General features: G+C 72.6%; 14 protein-coding genes. 7 read left to right on the plus strand and 7 right to left on the minus strand.

All coding sequences use genetic code 11. The features are described from left to right. Positions 1-55 precede the first annotated feature (55 nt). The 7 genes from J2S55_RS33690 to J2S55_RS33720 all read right to left on the minus strand — a co-directional run bounded on the left by J2S55_RS33690 (position 56) and on the right by J2S55_RS33720 (position 9,295). Positions 56-2,836 (minus strand): glycoside hydrolase family 38 N-terminal domain-containing protein, encoded by a 2,781-nt coding sequence (locus tag J2S55_RS33690; protein ID WP_306869160.1) that lies wholly within the window; start codon positions 2,834-2,836, stop codon positions 56-58. Then, on the minus strand, positions 2,826-3,893 hold the full coding sequence (locus tag J2S55_RS33695) for a Gfo/Idh/MocA family protein (protein WP_306869162.1): 1,068 nt from the start codon (positions 3,891-3,893) through the stop codon (positions 2,826-2,828). Before J2S55_RS33695 ends, J2S55_RS33690 begins: the two co-directional genes overlap by 11 nt. Continuing rightward, the gene (locus tag J2S55_RS33700) at positions 3,884-5,089 is read right to left on the minus strand and encodes a CehA/McbA family metallohydrolase (protein ID WP_306869164.1); all 1,206 of its coding nucleotides are present in this window, start codon (positions 5,087-5,089) and stop codon (positions 3,884-3,886) included. Before J2S55_RS33700 ends, J2S55_RS33695 begins: the two co-directional genes overlap by 10 nt. Further along, entirely contained in the window at positions 5,086-6,141 is a 1,056-nt protein-coding gene (locus J2S55_RS33705) for an ABC transporter ATP-binding protein (protein ID WP_306869167.1), read from the minus strand. Before J2S55_RS33705 ends, J2S55_RS33700 begins: the two co-directional genes overlap by 4 nt. Beyond that, positions 6,138-6,962, minus strand: a complete 825-nt coding sequence (locus J2S55_RS33710) for a carbohydrate ABC transporter permease (protein ID WP_306869170.1) — start codon at positions 6,960-6,962, stop codon at positions 6,138-6,140. The genes J2S55_RS33705 and J2S55_RS33710 overlap by 4 nt, the downstream gene beginning before the upstream one ends. Then, complete coding sequence (locus J2S55_RS33715; RefSeq protein WP_306869173.1) at positions 6,959-7,843, minus strand: carbohydrate ABC transporter permease; 885 nt, start codon at positions 7,841-7,843, stop codon at positions 6,959-6,961. Before J2S55_RS33715 ends, J2S55_RS33710 begins: the two co-directional genes overlap by 4 nt. Positions 7,844-7,912: 69 nt before the next feature. After that, entirely contained in the window at positions 7,913-9,295 is a 1,383-nt protein-coding gene (locus tag J2S55_RS33720) for an extracellular solute-binding protein (protein ID WP_306869176.1), read from the minus strand. 185 nt (positions 9,296-9,480) lie between these two features. Here J2S55_RS33720 and prcB point away from each other — a divergent pair, with 185 nt between their 5' ends. The 7 genes from prcB (at position 9,481) to J2S55_RS33755 (ending at position 16,017) form a co-directional block, all read left to right on the plus strand. Continuing rightward, positions 9,481-10,329, plus strand: a complete 849-nt coding sequence (prcB, locus tag J2S55_RS33725) for a proteasome subunit beta (protein ID WP_370879724.1) — start codon at positions 9,481-9,483, stop codon at positions 10,327-10,329. A gap of 25 nt (positions 10,330-10,354) precedes the next feature. Further along, on the plus strand, positions 10,355-11,128 hold the full coding sequence (gene prcA / locus J2S55_RS33730) for a proteasome subunit alpha (protein WP_306875687.1): 774 nt from the start codon (positions 10,355-10,357) through the stop codon (positions 11,126-11,128). Positions 11,129-11,241: 113 nt separating this feature from the next. Further along, positions 11,242-11,751: a hypothetical protein gene (locus tag J2S55_RS33735; RefSeq protein ID WP_306869178.1), complete on the plus strand. Its 510-nt coding sequence runs from the start codon at positions 11,242-11,244 to the stop codon at positions 11,749-11,751. Between the two features lie 129 nt (positions 11,752-11,880). Then, positions 11,881-13,239, plus strand: a complete 1,359-nt coding sequence (gene pafA, locus J2S55_RS33740) for a Pup--protein ligase (protein ID WP_031161482.1) — start codon at positions 11,881-11,883, stop codon at positions 13,237-13,239. Positions 13,240-13,368: 129 nt separating this feature from the next. Further along, a complete protein-coding gene (locus J2S55_RS33745) occupies positions 13,369-14,289 on the plus strand; it encodes an FKBP-type peptidyl-prolyl cis-trans isomerase (RefSeq protein WP_306869182.1) in 921 nt (306 codons plus the stop codon). A gap of 129 nt (positions 14,290-14,418) precedes the next feature. Further along, positions 14,419-15,321 carry an FKBP-type peptidyl-prolyl cis-trans isomerase gene (locus tag J2S55_RS33750; RefSeq protein ID WP_306869187.1) on the plus strand — a complete coding sequence of 301 codons (903 nt, stop codon included), beginning with the start codon at positions 14,419-14,421 and terminating at the stop codon, positions 15,319-15,321. Between the two features lie 57 nt (positions 15,322-15,378). Beyond that, on the plus strand, positions 15,379-16,017 hold the full coding sequence (locus J2S55_RS33755; RefSeq protein ID WP_306869190.1) for a helix-turn-helix transcriptional regulator: 639 nt from the start codon (positions 15,379-15,381) through the stop codon (positions 16,015-16,017). Positions 16,018-16,041: the final 24 nt, after the last annotated feature.

Here is a 16,041-nt window from a genome sequence, read left to right on the forward strand (position 1 = left end):
CCTGACACGCTCCGGTGGGATCACCGGCCATGCCGCAGGGTGAGAAGGGACGCGCTCAGCCCGATCTCGTCAGGTGAACGGTCGCGATCTCGAAGGGGCGCAGCGGCAGCCGCACCACGCCGCCGGCGACCTCCAACCGCCCGCCCGCCACGCCGAGCACGTCGGCGTGGCGGGCGGTGGCGAACGGGCCGCGGATGACGGCCTCGGTGGCCGAGGGGTGCTCGGCCACGAGACGGATCTCCAGCACGTCGCCGCGCTCGCGCAGCGCCGTGAGCACCACTCCCGCGCCCTCGACGGCGATGGGCGCGCCGGCGCTCCCGGCGGACGCGCCCGGGGAGGCGGCGGGGAGGCGGCCCGACCCCGGCACGGCCAGCAGCGCGTGCCGATACTCCTCCGCCAGGCGCGGCAGTCCCGCCTCGTGCCAGGCGCCCGCGTGGGGCAGTACGGCCAAGCGCGTCGTGACCGGCCCGGGGCACTGGGCGGCGGGGGTGGGGAGCTGGGGGCCGGCGGGCTCGTCGCGGTAGGCGTTGCGGTCCCTCGACAGCAGCCCCACCGAGCGGATCAGGGTGAGCGCCAGCTCGCCGCCGGTCAGCTCGTACTCGGTCACCTGGTCCAGCAGGACCGCCAGGCCGCCGGCGGTGACGAAGCCCTCGGCGGGGAAGGTGGGCAGGGGGGTCTCGCCGCAGCCGCCCTCACCCGTCAGGCCGCGCCGCACCACCGCGAGCTGCCCCTCGGAGAAGGACTCCGCCGCCGGCCGGGGGAGCGGCGCGTGCCAGCGGACCCGGTGGTCGCGGCAGCGGTTGTCGAAGGAGATCTCCAGGCGCAGGTAGGGTTCGCCCGCCCGGAGCTCGGCCCGGGTGGTGACGGTGACGTTCTCGGTGGTCTCCGAGCGGGCCTGCAGCGTGCTGCCGGCCGGCCAGGCGTACTCGCGGCGGATCTCCAGCACCGACACCAGCGGTCCGGCGCAGACGCTCTCCACCTCGACCCTGACGGGGGTGTCGACGAGGGCGTCGGCGCGGGGCGGGGCGTGGTTGTAGGTGTCGCCGGCGTCGCCGCCGTCGACGACGCGGCCCACGCCGTGGGCCTCGGCGCCGGCCGACGACAGCGACAGGGTCCCGTCGGCGGCGACGGTGACGCGGAGCAGGCCGTTGTCGAGCGTGCCGTCGGCCGGGCGCTCCCAGCCGGGCGGGTCCGGCGCGGCGGCCCGCGCGGGTGCGGAGGTCAGCACGGTACGGCCCAGCGGCGCGACGGTGACGTGGGCGGCGACGGTGACGACGGGCTCGGCGAGGGTGCGCACCCGCCAGGGGCCCGGCCGGGCCGCGGCGCCGCGCAGCACCGCGGCCCGGAGGTCGGCGTAGTCGTAGCCGGGGGTGGCGTGGCGGCCGACGACGATGGTGAAGACGTTCCCGGAGGCGTCCGTGGAGCGGCCTGCCGGCCCGTCCGCGCCGGGGCCCACGGGTCCGTCCACGGAGCCGGCCGTGGGGCCCTCCGGGAGTCCTTCCGCGGAGGCGGACCAGGAGACGATCTGCAGGCCGAACAGCTCGCGCTCGTGAACCCGGCCGAGGAGCCGGGTGAGGTCGTCCATGACGGTCTCGTCGAGGAGGGTGGGGGCCAGCTCCAGCCGCTGCGACGGCACCCGGCCGCCGTCCGGGGCCGACAGGGCGGCCCGGCTGTCGGGCAGGTCGGCCAGGACCAGGGCGGTGCGCGGGAAGGGCGAGGGGTTGACGACCACGAGGTCGTCGCGGCCGGCCCGGTCGGCGAGGGAGGCGCTGACCATGTCGACGACGGCCTGGCCGATCTGCTCGGCCTCGGCGATGCGGGCGGCGACCTGCTGGGCGGTCTCGTCGGCGCCGCAGCCGGTGATGGAGTCGTGGCCGCTGCAGGCGATGAGGCGGCGCCAGGCCATGTCGAGCAGTTTCGAGGCGGCCGTGCTGCCGGGCAGCCAGAGCGCCGCCAGGGGTTCGGCGTAGCGGGTGACGACGCGCTCGGCGCGGGCCATGGCCTGTTTGGCGGGCATTCGGGCCGAGAGGACGCCGGGCAGGATGTTGGCCCGGGCGTGGGAGCGCAGCTCGCCGTGGACGGCCGGCAGGCCCGTGACGGCGGGGTCCTGGGCGGTGACGTAGTCGTGGAGGGTGGCGACGCGCAGCCCGGCGGCGGTGATGTCGGCGGCCGGGGCGCTGTGGTCGGCGCCGTACATGGCCAGCAGGGGGCCGGTGGGGCGCCAGGGGCGCATGGTCTCGGTGAAGGCGGCGAGGCGGTCGGCGAGCGCCTCCGGAGGGCCGCTGAACAGGGCGACGGCGTTGCCGTACCCGCCGGGGAGATACTGGGTGCGGATCGCGGTGCCGTCGGCGCCGACCCAGGCGAAGGCGTCGCGGTCGACGGAGGCGGGCACGCCGCGCCACAGGCAGGCGTGCCCGAGGCCGGCCTGGCGCAGGATCTGCGGCATCTGGGCGCAGTGCCCGAACTGGTCGGGCAGATACCCGACCCGCATGACGCCGCCGAGCTCGGCGGCGCCGCGCATGCCGTACTCGAGGTTGCGGATCAGCGTCTCCCCGGCGCAGAGGAACTCGTCGGCGAGGATGAGCCACGGTCCGGCGGCGAAGCGGCCCTGCGCGATGAGCCCCCTCACCTCGGGGAGCCGTTCGGGGCGGATCTCCAGATAGTCCTCCAGGGCGGCGAGCTGGCCGTCCATGGTGAACCGGTAGTCGGGGTCGGCGGCCATGGTGTCGAGGACCTCGTCGAGCATGCGGACCAGGCCGAGCCGGAACCGCTGGAACGGCAGGTACCACTCGCGGTCCCAGTGGGTGTGCGGGACGACCACGATGTCAGGCGTCATGCGCCTCGCCTCCGATCGCCGGTCCGGCGACCGACCTGATGATTCTCTGGGCTGTCACGATGTCGGCCAGGCCGCCGGCGAGCCCGGTGAGTGGGGCGGTGCCCTCGGTGGCGAGGGCGTGGAAGGCCTCGAGCTGGCGTTCGAACGCCTCGGACACGTCGCGGTGGACGGTCCTGACCTCCGTCGTCCCGTCCAGGGAGCTGGCGGTCAGGACCGTGGGGGCGTTCATCAGATAGGGGGAGGGGAAGACCAGCTCCAGCGTGCCCTCCTCGTGGTGGACGCTGACGGTCTCCCGGTAGGCGGGGTGGCCGGGCAGGTAGTGCCAGCGCAGGCTGTAGCGGCCCTGCCGCAGGGCTCCGCCGACCTCGATGGAGGGCCCCTCCCACACGGCGGTGTGCTCGACGGTGGCGGGCGGGCCGCTGAAGGTGCGCATGAGCGCGAGGTCGTGGCAGAGGCTGCCGAGCACGACCCCCGAATACAGCGACCTGATCGGTGCGGGCGCGGCCCCGAGGGCGGTGTCCAGGGCCTCCTCGTCGGCCCTGATCCACGGTCCGAGGGCCGTCGGGGACGGCCGCGAGGGCCGGACGCGGGCGAAGGCGAGCTGGGCCTCGCCGGTGGGGTGCAGCACGGTGACGTCCAGGTGCCGGACGGTGCGCCCCTCCAGGAGCGCCACCGCCCGCCGCACGGCCGGGTCGTACTGTTTCATGTAGCCCACCATCAGCCGCGTCTCGTTCTTCAGCGCGCGCGCCTCGGCCTGGCTGTAGGCCAGGGGCTTCTCGCACAGTACGGCGAGGCCGCGCTCCAGGGCGGCGGCGACGAGGGCCCCGTGGGTCCCGGCGGTGAGCACGACGAGCGCGTCGAAGCCGCCCCGGTCGAGCATCGCCATGGGGTCGGCGCACCAGCGCGCCCCGAGCCGCCGCCCGACGGACTCCGCCTGCGCGGGGTCGAGGTCGCACACGTCGGTCACCTCGAACAACTCCCGGCGCCTGGCCAGCAGCGGCAGGTATATGACCTGCGCGGCGACGCCGAGCCCGGCGACCGCGATCCTCACGTGCACAGTGCCATCACCTCGTTGCGGAAGGTCTCCAGCCGGTGGGGGCCGGGCCGGGCCGGGACGGTGACCCGGTCGCCGACGACGGCCCGCCGCATGTCCGGCCCCCACAGCACCAGCCCGTCGCCGCCGACGACCAGGAAGTCGTCGCCGTGGCGGAGCAGCAGCGGCCCGTCGGGGGTGGCGGACACGGCGGTGGCGCCGGCGCGCAGCCCCTCCAGGGGGTCGCCGCCGAGCACCCAGGTGGTGGGGTCGCCGGGCGGATGGCCCTCCTCGGGCCGGTGGTAGTCGCTGCCGCCGACCATCGCCGCCCCCGCCGACCAGATCTGGGTCCAGGCCAGCGGCGCGCCCCAGGTCCGGTCCCACCAGCTCCAGTGCCACACCTCGACGGCGGGCGGCCGCGCGGTCATGGGGTGGCGCCAGGCGCAGTCGCCGGCGACGGGGTGGTTGATCGACAGCACCCCGCCCCTGTCGCGCACCTCCCGGGCCCACCGGTCCGGGCTCTGGCGGAAGTCGATCCAGCCGATGTCGCCGAAGGCGTTGGCGTGGCCGAGATCGGTGGTGACCTCCTGGCCGGGGACGAGGGTGATGGAGGCGAAGGTGGCGGCGGCGGGCAGCTCGGCGTGGTGGCTGACGGTGTTGTGGTCGGTGACCGCGAGGAAGTCCAGGCCCCGGTCGGCGGCCAGGCAGGCCAGCTCGGAGACGCTGAGCGAGCCGTCGGAGTGGACGGTGTGGGCGTGCAGGTCCCCGGCCAGCCAGCGCAGCCCGCCGAGCGAGGGCAGGCCGCGCCGGGTCGCGGCCGGCTCGCGGGGCGGGGGAGGGGGCCGCAGGCCGGGCCGGGCGGGCGGGGTGAGGGGCGGGGACAGATGCGGGATGACCCTCAGCTCGTACGGCAGGCCGCCCGGCGGGACGCGGTGGAGGCCGAGGAGGACCCGCCAGAGGCCGGGCTCGGGCTCGCCGGACAGGTAGCCGGGAGTGGCCCAGGCGGGGGTGATCGTGTATTCGGAGCGGGCGCCGCCGGACCAGCCGCGGAAGCCCAGCGGCCCGTGGCAGCCGAGGTCCAGCACACCCGCCGAGCGGTCGTAGGACAGCCGGACGGTGAAGCCCCGGGCGTCGGCGGGCAGCTCGAACGGGACGTCGTGGACGGGGGCGGCCAGCCGGTCCTCCAACGTCCACCGGCCGGTTACGCGCAGCGCCCTCATGCCTGTCCGGCCAGTCGGTCGTCGCGGTAGACCAGGGCGCGCCCGCGCCGGGGGACCGCCCAGGCGGCCGCGCCGACGGCGGGCTCGTGACCTTCGGGGACGACGGCCTGGACGAGGTGGCCGGCGCCCTCCAGGGTGACGAGGGTCGCGGTGCCGAGGTTCTCCAGCACGGCGACCTCCCCGGCGAACCCGTCGTCCCTCCTGGTGGCCGACAGGTCGGTGTACTCCGGGCGCACGCCGTACACGACCCGCTCGCCGTCGGGCAGCCCCTCGGGCGCGGGCAGCACCGCCCCCGCCACGTGGAGCGCGCCGCCGCCGGCCTCGCCGGGCAGCAGGTTCATCGGGGTGGCGCCGATGAAGGAGGCGACGAAGGTGGTGGCGGGCCGGTGGAAGATCTCGGCCGGGGTGCCGACCTGGGCGATCCGCCCGGCGTCCATCACCGCGATCCGGTGGGCCAGGGCGAGGGCCTCGCTCTGGTCGTGGGTGACGAACACGGTGGTGACGCCGAGCTCGTCCTGCAGGCGCTTGAGGAAGGTGCGGGCCTCCAGGCGGAGCCGGGCGTCGAGGTTGGACAGGGGCTCGTCGAACAGGAAGGCCCGGGGACGGCAGGCGATGGCCCGGGCGAGCGCGACCCGCTGCTGCTGTCCGCCCGACAGCTGCCCGGGACGCCTGCCGAGCAGCTCGGTCAGGCTGAGCCTGGCGGCGACCTCGGCGGCCCTGGCCTCCCGCCGGGCGCGGGGCGTCTTCTTGATCCGCAGAGGGTAGGCGATGTTGGCGGTGACGTCCATGTGGGGGAAGAGGGCGTAGTCCTGGAAGACCATGGCGACGTCGCGGCGGCCGGGCGGCAGCGCCGTCACGTCGCTCCCGCCGATGGCGATCCTTCCGGAGGTGGGGGTCTCCAGGCCGGCGATGCTCCGCAGCAGCGTGGTCTTGCCGCAGCCCGACGGGCCCAGCAGCGCGAAGAACTCCCCCTCCCCGACGTCGAGGTCGAGGGAGTCGAGCGCCCGCGCTCCCCCGGGGAACACCTTGGTCAGACCCTGCACGGAGATCACCGCTTGATCCCTCCATGGAAGCGGAAGCCGTACCTGCTGCTGACGAACAGATACATCAGTACCACCGGCAGCGAGTAGAGCAGCGAGAACGTCGAGATGAGGGCGAGGTCGGGCTGGCCGCCCTCGGTGTAGAGGGTGTAGAGGACGACCGCGCTGGGGGACTTGCCGGGGTCGCGCAGCAGGATGTACTGCATCAGGAAGCCGCCCCACACGCTGGCCACCGCCCACACCGCGACCGTGGCCAGGCCGGGCCGCACGAGGGGGACCACGATGTGCCGCAGGATCTGCAGCGGGGAGGCGCCGAAGACCCGCGCGGACTCCTCGTAGGAGGTGGGGGTGGCGTCCATGAAGTCCTTGAGGATGAAGATCGCCGCCGGGAGCAGACCGCCGGAGACGACGAGGACGACCCCGAGGTGGGTGTCGACGAGGCCGAGCCGGGTGGCCAGCTCGAAGATCGGCACCATCGCGGCGGTGCCCGTGACGACCGACGAGAGCAGCAACAGTACGTACAGCAGGGCGTCGCGGCCGGGCACCCGGACCCGGGACAGGGCGTAGGCGGCCAGCGCGGCCAGGACGACCACGGTGACCGCCGCGCCGCCCGCCTGGATCACGGAGTTGCCGATGGAGCCGAGCGCGTAGGGGTTGTCGAGGATGGCGCGGAAGTTGTCCAGCGTGAACTCCGGCGGCGACACCGTGACGGAGGGGTGCGCGTCGAAGGGCGCCGAGGCCAGCCAGAGCATCGGCAGCGCGAAGAAGGCGGCGACGACCGCGAGGAAGGCGGCCGAGGCGAGCCGGCCCAGCACGTGCCCGACGAGGTTCACCCGGAGACCTCCCGCCGGTCGCGCAGCAGGCGCAGGTAGGCCAGGGCGAAGACGAGGTTGATCAGGAGGATGAGGAAGGAGACGGCGGCGCCGAAGCCGAGTTGCCCGCCGCGCAGGGCGGTGCTGTAGACGTAGAACGGCAGGATCTCCGACCGGCCCTCGGGCCCGCCCGCGGTGATGAGGAACGGGGTGAAGTCGTTGAAGGTCCACAGGCTGGTCAGCAGCACGTTGGTGAGCACGTGTCCCTTGATCCGGGGCAGGACCACGTCGCGCAGCTGCTGGAAGGTCGACGCCCCGGCCAGGCGGGCGGTCTCCAGGTGGGACGGGGGCACGTTCTCCAGCGCCGCCGCGTAGAGCATCATCGAGAAGGCGGTGCCCCGCCAGGTGTTGAACACGATGATCGACAGCATCGGGTGGTCGAGCAGCCAGGCCGCGCCGGGGGTGCCGAGCAGGGCGTTGAGCGTGCCGCCGTCCCGGTCCAGCAGGGCGATCCACAGGAACGCCACCACCGATCCCGGCAGGATCCACGACAGCAGCACCAGCCCCTCGACGAGCCGCCGCACGGGCCCGCGCCGGTCGCGCATGATCCACGCGAGGGCGAACCCCAGCCCCGCCTGCCCGATGATCGCCGACCCCAGCACGTACTGCACGGTCAGCTGGAGCGAGTTCCGGAACCGCCCGTCGCCGAGGGCCGTGACGTAGTTGTCGGCCCCCACCAGCCGGGGCTCCGCCGCCGCCAGGCCGGTCAGCCGGTAGTCCGTGAGCCCGAGATAGATCGTCCAGACAGCCGGGAACATCAGGAAAACCCCGATGAGCACGAGCGCGGGCAGCACGAACCCGACCGCCCGCGCCCGGCCCAGCCCCGCCGCGTCGGTGCTCACGGCGTGCTCACGGAGTGCCCACGCGGGCTCCCTCGCTCCTCGGTCCGGTCGGCCGGTACGGCCTTGGGGTCAGTCGGCGAGGTTGCCGGAGCCACCGACCAGTCCTTCCACTTTGGCCCGGTAGGCGGTGGCGGCCTGCTCGGCGGTCCGGCCGGCGACGACGTCCGCCGTCGCCTCCTGCAGGGCGGCCGACACCTGGGGGTAGACGGCCAGGCCGGGGCGGTAGGCGGTGATCGGCAGGACCTCCTCGGAGATGAACTTCAGCATCGGGTCGGCGGCGAGGACGTCGGCGTTGACGTCGGAGCGGGAGGTGACGCGGGCGGCCCCGGCGAGCTCGGCCTTGACCGCCTCGGCCGAGTGCATGAACGACAGCAGCTCCCACGCCTGCCGGGGGTTCCTGGAGAAGGGGTTCAGCACCCGTACGGCTCCGCCGGACATGCTGACGAAGTCCTGGCCGCGGATCCCGGCGCCGGGCCGTATGGCGGGGATCTTGGCGTAGCCCACCACCCGGTCGCGGTCGGCCATCGGGGCCACGCCCACCTTGGGGTCGATCACCGCCCGCCAGAAGTAGTCACCCTCGGCGAGGATGCCGATCCTGCCGTCGGCGAACTCGGCGAAGGACTTGTCGCGGCCCTTGGCCTCCTGCTGGAGCTTCGGGTCGCCCAGCCCGCCCGCGTAGATCTGCCGGTAGAACCCCAGCACGTCCTTGACCGCCTGGGAGGAGCCGGCCCACTTGCCGCCGGCGTAGATCTCCGCGCCGGCGCCGGCCAGCAGGGGCAGCGCGCCCTGCATCGCGGTCGCCTCGCCCATCGCGGTGCCCGCGTTGAGCTGGATCGGCGTCACGCCGGGGATCTTCTTCAGCGCGGCCCCCGCGTCGAGGATCTCCTGCCAGCTGCCCGGCTGCCACCGCTCCGGCAGGCCGGCCTTCCGGAACAGCTCCCTGTTGTAGTAGAGGACCCGCCCGTCGGTCCCCTGCGGCAGCCCGTACTTCTTGCCGTCGAAGATGCCCAGCCCCTGCACGGCCTGGGGGATCTGCCTCCACCCCTCCCACGTCTCCACGGCCGCCCCGCCCACCTCGGCGAGCGGCTTGACGTATCCGGCCTGGGCGAACTCGCCCACCCAGATCCCGTCGAGGTCGATCACGTCGGCGCCGGTCCTCGACTTCAGATCCAGCGCGACCTTCGTCTTGTACTGCTCGTCGTCCACGCCGTTCGGCTGGAACAGGACGCGGACCTCGTGTCCGGCGGCCTTCTGCGCGGCCTCGAACCGGGGGATGACCCACTGCTTGATCCAGTCGGCGCCGGCCGCGTTCTTGCCGCCGGAGATGGAGTTGGCGGTGATGGTCAGGGTGGTGCCGCCTTCCCCGGCGGGGGCGCCGGAGCCGCAGGCGGGCAGCGTGAGGACGGCGGCGGTAAGTGTCGCAATCAGGACCGGTCGGCGGAAGAGTCTCACGGTGACCTCTTCTTGAGGGTTAGGCATGTCACGACAACTCGACAATTACACGGGCTTACCCGGGCGTAAAGATTCAAAGATCCGATCGGAGGTGGTTCGCGCTGAGCTGATCCAGGGAAGTGCAAGCAGCACGGCAAGATGAGTAAGGTCGGGCCTTAAAGGACCGCACCTTTGGAGGGAGTCGCGTGGGATCGCACAGGGACCTGCCCGCCGGCATGGTGAATCACATCTTCACGAACAGCGGCATTTCCTCGTTCACCGAGTTCGTCGGCTCCTACGCGCCGGACTTGTTGCCCGGCCGGAACGAGGCCCTGGCGGCGCCGGTCGGCGACCGGATTCCCCATGCCACCACGATCGTCGCGGCGACCTGCGCGGGCGGTGTGGTGATGGCCGGTGACCGCCGGGCGACCTCGGGCAACATCATCTCCCAGCGGGACATGGAGAAGGTGTTCCGGACCGACGACTACTCGTGCATGGGCATCGCCGGGGCGGCGAGCACCGGCATCGAGATGGCCCGGCTCTACCGGGTCGAGCTTGAGCACTACGAGAAGATGGAGGGCCGCACGCTCTCGGTGGCGGGCAAGGCCAACCGGCTCGCCACCATGATCCGCGGCAACCTCGGCATGGCGATGCAGGGACTGGTCGTGGTGCCGCTGTTCGCCGCCTACGACCCCGAGATCGACGGCGGCCGGATCTTCGGCTACGACGTCGGAGGCGGCCCCTACGAACAGCAGCAATACCATTCGATCGGCTCCGGCTCGATCTTCGCGCGCGGCGCCCTGAAGAAGCTCTACCGGGAGAACGCCTCGCCGGAGGACACCGTGCTGGCGCTCATCCACTCGCTCTACGACGCCGCCGACGACGACTCGGCGACCGGCGGCCCCGACGTCACCCGCAAGATCTGGCCCGTCGTCGCGCTGATCACCGCCGACGGCTTCCGCCGCCTGTCCGACGACGAGGTGGCCGGATACGTCCAGACCGTCATCGACGAGCGGATGAGCTCCCCCGACGGCCCCGCCGCCCCGCTGCGCTAACACGAGAGGAACACCCCAGGTGTCCATGCCTTTTGGATATGTCTCGCCCGAGCAGCAGATGCGGGACAAGGCGGACTACGCGCGCAAGGGGATCGCGCGGGGCCGTAGCGTCGTCGTTCTGCAGTACGAGCACGGCATCCTGTTCGTCGCCCCCAACCCCTCGCGTGCCCTGCACAAGATCAGTGAGATCTACGACAGGATCGGGTTCGCCGCGGTCGGCCGCTACAACGAGTTCGAGGCGCTGCGGCTCGGCGGCATCCGCTACGCCGACATCAACGGCTACAACTACGCCCGCGACGACGTCACCGCGCGGGGCCTGGCCAACCTCTACGCGCAGAACCTCGGCCAGATCTTCACCGAGTCGATGAAGCCCTTCGAGGTCGAGATCGTGGTCGCCGAGGTCGGCGACTCCTCCGACGAGGACCACATCTACCGCCTCACCTTCGACGGCTCGGTCTTCGACGAGACCGGCCTGGTGGCGATGGGCGGCCAGGCCGAGGCGGTCGCGGGCCGGCTCAAGGAGCGCTACCGCGACGGCCTGCCGCTGGCCGAGGCGCTGGAGGCGGCGCTGTTCGCGCTGACCGAACCGGGCGGCGAACGCTCCCCGGCGAGCCAGCTCGAGGTCGCGGTGCTCGACCGCAACCGGCCGCACCGCAAGTTCCTGCGGCTCACCGGCCCGAGGCTGGAGCGGCTGCTGGCCGAGGGGGCCGGGGCGGCCGCGCCGGCCCCCGAGCCCGGGGCGGCCGACGCTCCGCCCACCGCCCCCGAGGGGGAGATCGACACCGGCTCGGGCGGCTGACCACGCGACGGCGAGCGCCGCGCCCCTCGCGTGGGGGGCGCGGCGCTCGCCGTGTGATGTGGATCACCTGATCACCGGGCAACCGGACCCCCGCAGCCGTCGTCGTATCGGGCATGAAGCGCTCCCTGCCGACTGTCGCCGCCGTGTTCGCCCTCGCCCTGGCCGGGGCGGTCCCCGCCGAGGCCGCGACGGTCCCCGACTTCCCCGTGCCGAAGATCTTCGGCACGACATTCCAGGCCGACCCCGGCCACGACTTCACCAAGCGCATCAGCCCCCGCAAGGACGGCATCCTGCGAGGCTGGATCACCCACGTGAGCACCGGCCAGGTGGAGTACACGCCGATCAAGTGGGTGAAGGACAAATACACCGAGGGCCACTTCGTGGGCCCGTCGGAGGGCCACGTCGCCGCCTACGCCTCGCCTGTGGCCAAGAAAGTCGTCTTCCTCAGCGCCTTCGGCTGCTCGGCCGATCTGGCGGGCTTCACCGTGAACAGGCAGGGTCTGGGCGCCAAGCGCTGCTCCCGCGCGACGCTGCTGGCCCGGGTCAAGGAGTACCGGCGCCCGTCGCTGATCACCGTCTACCGGGGGGAGATCGTCAAGCTCCAGGAGATCTACACCCCCTGAGCCCGTCCGCACGGCCGCCGCGCGCGGCCGTGCCCGTGCTTAGCACTACATCGCCCGGGGCATAAGCCGTACGACCGAAAACCTCATTGATCCCTCCCGCAAGAGGGGTTCGGCGAATAGTGTGAGGCAATGGATCGTCGCATCTTCGGGCTTGAGAACGAGTACGGCGTCACCTGCACGTTCAGGGGGCAGCGGCGGCTGTCACCCGACGAGGTCGCGCGTTATCTATTCCGCCGGGTCGTCTCATGGGGCCGATCGAGCAACGTCTTCCTGCGCAACGGCGCCCGTCTCTATCTGGACGTGGGCAGCCATCCCGAATACGCCACCCCCGAGTGCGACAACGTCGTGGAGCTCGTCACCCACGACAAGGCGGGGGAGCGGATCCTGGAGGGTCTCCTCGTCGACGCCGAGAAGCGGCTCCGCGAGGAGGGCATCGCCGGCGACATCTACCTGTTCAAGAACAACACCGACTCGGCCGGAAACTCCTACGGCTGCCACGAGAACTACCTGGTGGGACGGCACGGCGAGTTCGGCCGCCTGGCCGATGTGCTGATCCCCTTCCTGGTGACCCGGCAGATCGTCTGCGGTGCCGGGAAGGTGCTGCAGACCCCCCGTGGGGCGGTCTACTGCGTCTCCCAGCGGGCCGAGCACATCTGGGAGGGCGTCTCCAGCGCGACCACCCGGTCGCGCCCGATCATCAACACCCGCGACGAGCCGCACGCCGACGCCGAGCGCTTCCGCCGCCTGCACGTCATCGTCGGCGACTCCAACATGAGCGAGACGACCATGCTGCTCAAGGTCGGCGCGACCGACCTGGTGCTGCGCATGATCGAGGCGGGCACGGTGATGCGCGACCTGTCGCTGGAGAACCCGATCCGGGCGATCCGGGAGGTCTCCCACGACATGACCGGGCGGCGGCGCGTGCGGCTGGCCAACGGCCGCGAGGCGTCCTCGCTGGAGATCCAGCAGGAATACCTCTCCAAGGCCCGTGACTTCGTCGACCGCCGCGGCGGCGACGAGACCAGCCACCGGGTGCTGGAGCTGTGGGAGCGCACGCTCAACGCCGTCGAGACCGGCAACCTGGACCTGGTGGCCCGCGAGATCGACTGGGTGACGAAATACCAGCTGATCGAGCGCTACCGCAAGAAGTACGACCTGCCCCTGTCGAGCCCCCGGGTCGCCCAGCTCGACCTGGCATACCACGACGTGCACCGCCGCCGCGGCCTGTTCTACCTGCTGCAGAAGCGCGGCGCGGTGGAGCGGGTGGCCTCCGACCTGAAGATCTTCGAGGCCAAGTCGGTGCCGCCGCAGACCACCCGGGCGCGCCTGCGCGGGGAGTTCATCCGCAAGGCGCAGGAGAAGCGCCGCGACTTCACCGTCGACTGGGTGCACCTGAAGCTCAACGACCAGGCGCAGCGCACCGTGCTGTGCAAGGACCCCTTCCGCAGCGTGGACGAAAGGGTGGACAAACTGATCGCGGGAATGTGATGGTCACGCTTCGGCAAGATCGGTCCCTGGCTTAACTCTTCCGTATGCCCGGACGGGTAATGTGGCGCGAACCTGACGTCTGCTTGAGGGATACCTATGCGCCGCCGCAGCCTGGCCGTCCTGGCCTCAGTGCCTCTGTTGTTCGCCGCAGCCTGCGGCTCCGGAGGCGGTGCCGCCACCGGCACCGCCTCCGGCAGCCCCGCCGGCGCGGTCTCAGAGCTGAAGGTGACGGGTGCGGCGAACGCCAAGCCGACGGTGGCCTTCCCCGCGAAAGTCGTCGAGACCTCCTCCTACCAGGTGATCACGCCCGGCACCGTCGGCGCCGCCGCCAAGGAGGGCGGCAGCGTGGTGGCCAACTTCACCGTCTACACCTGGGACGGCAAGGAGAACAAGCTGGCCGGCTCGACCTACGACGAGGGCGGCCCCCAGCTCATCACGATGAACGAGCAGGTCCCGCAGATCCTGCGCAAGGGTTTCGCCGAGACCAAGGGGGGCGGCCGCTTCCTGTCGGTCGTCGCCAAGGACGCGCTGCCCGCCGCGCAGCAGGCGCAGGCGCCCGCGGGCCAGTCGCAGGTCTTCGTGGTCGACGTGGTGGGCGTCCCCGAGAGCAAGGCGGCCAAGGGTGAGGCGACCGACCCGGGCCTCAAGGGCGTGAAGGTGGACAACCCGGGCGGCGACGCCGCGCCCAAGCTGACCACCAAGACCAAGGAGAAGGCGCCCAAGGAGCTCGTCGCCAAGACGGTGATCAAGGGCAGCGGGCCGGAGGTCAAGTCCGGCCAGTCGATCCTGGTCCAGTACGCCGGGAAGATCTGGGGCTCGGACCTGGAGTTCGACAGCAGCTGGTCGCGCGGCGGTGAGCCGATCATGTTCCAGATCGGCACCGGCAAGGTCATCAAGGGCTGGGACCAGGGGCTGGTCGGCGTCCCGGTCGGCAGCCGGGTGCTGCTGAGCATCCCGCCGGACCTCGGCTACGGCAAGCAGGGCTCCGGCGAGAAGATCAAGGGCACCGACACCCTGGTCTTCCTCGTGGACGTCGTCGCCGCCTACTGACGGCTCCGCGGACAGCCGCGGATCTCGCCGGAGCCCGGCCGTGCGCCCGCACGGCCGGGCTCCGCGCTCTACTGACAATTCTCCCAATAGGGCGTTAGGGTTGGCTCATCCCCCGGCCCTGGGAGTCGCATGCGTACCCCGCCACTGCTCGCCGCGCTCTCGCTCGTGCTGGCCGCCGCCTGCACCTCCGCCGGCGGGCGGCCGGGCCCGGACATCGAGGTGCTCGGAGACTTCGGCGTCAGGCCCAAGGTCGTCTTCCCCGAGGGCGAGCCCGCCGGCGACCTGCGGATCCGCGAGCAGATGGCCGGCACCGGGAACGTGATCAAGGGGGGTGACCTGGTCGTCGCCCACTACACCGCGCACGTGTGGGACGGTGCCGACAACCGGTTGCTGGCCTCCAGCTTCAACCAGGGCGCGCCCGCCTCCTTCCCGCTGGGCCGGTCCATCTCCGGGGTGGGCAAGGCCCTGCAGGGGCGCCGGGTCGGCAGCCGCGTCGTGGCCGCCATCCCGCCCGGGGAGGGCTACGGCCCCAACCCGCCCGGCGGGATGACCGCCGACGACGAGCTGTTCTACGTGGTCGACGTCCTGGGCGCGTTCTCGCCGGATGCCGCGGCCCGGGGCAGGGGCGGCCCCGGCGCCCTCGCCGGGGTCGAGATCGGCGGGGGGTCCGGCGAGCGCCCGGCCGTCAGCCTGCCGGACGCCAGGCCGCCCGCGGAGCTGCGGAGCAAGGTCCTCATCCGGGGCGACGGGCCCAGGATCCAGGCCGGGCAGCTCCTGGTCACCCAGTACGAGTGCAGGGTCTGGGGCACGGGCGCGGCCGAGTCCACGTGGGGCGACGGGCAGCCCAAGGCCGTGCGGATCGGTGACGGCAGCGTCATCCCCGGCTGGGACAAGGCCCTGGTCGGCGTCCCGGTCGGCAGCCGCGTCGCCATGGTCGTCCCCCCGGCGCTCGGCTACCGCGACGGCCTGCCGCCGCTGGTCAAGCCGTCCGACACCCTCGTCTTCGTCGTCGACGTCCTCGCCGCCTACTGACCGGGCTGCCTTCCCCGTACGGCGCGGCGGCCCCGGCCCCGCCCTAGAATCCGGGCTGTGAGCAGCGATGACCTCGACACGGTGGCGGCCCTGCACGATCCGGTACGGCGGGCCGTCTACGACTACGTCGCCTCCCGGGGGTGCGAGGTGGGGCGCAACGAGGCCGCCGAGGCGGTGGGGGTGCAGCGGACCCTGGCCGCCTTCCACCTGGACAAGCTGGTCGAGGCCGGGCTGCTGGAGGCGGGGTTCAAGCGGCTGACGGACAGGACCGGCCCGGGCAGCGGCCGTCCGTCGAAGGTCTACCGCCGGGCGCCGGGGGAGTGGCAGGTCAGCGTCCCGGCCAGGGACTACCGGACGCTGGCGCGGACGCTGGCCGAGGTGGTGGACCTGCTGGGCGGGGACGAGCAGGCCGAGCGGGTGGCCCGCCGGGCCGGGGCCGGGCTCGCCGGGCCGGGGGAGGACCTCGGCGAGGTGCTGCGCCGGCGCGGCTACGAGCCGTACGAGGAGGAGGGGCGGCTACGGCTGCGCAACTGCCCCTTCCACCTGCTCGCCGAGGAGCATCCGCTGCTGGTCTGCTCGGTGAACCTGGCGCTGTGCCAGGGGCTGCTGGCGGGGCTCGGCGAGGAAGCCGTGGCGGCCCGGCTGGACCCGCGCCCGGGGGAGTGCTGTGTCGCCTTCTCCAAGGAGGATCTCTAAAAATAATAAAAATTGACATAGAAG

The organism is Streptosporangium brasiliense, from assembly GCF_030811595.1.
Classification (GTDB): domain Bacteria; phylum Actinomycetota; class Actinomycetes; order Streptosporangiales; family Streptosporangiaceae; genus Streptosporangium; species Streptosporangium brasiliense.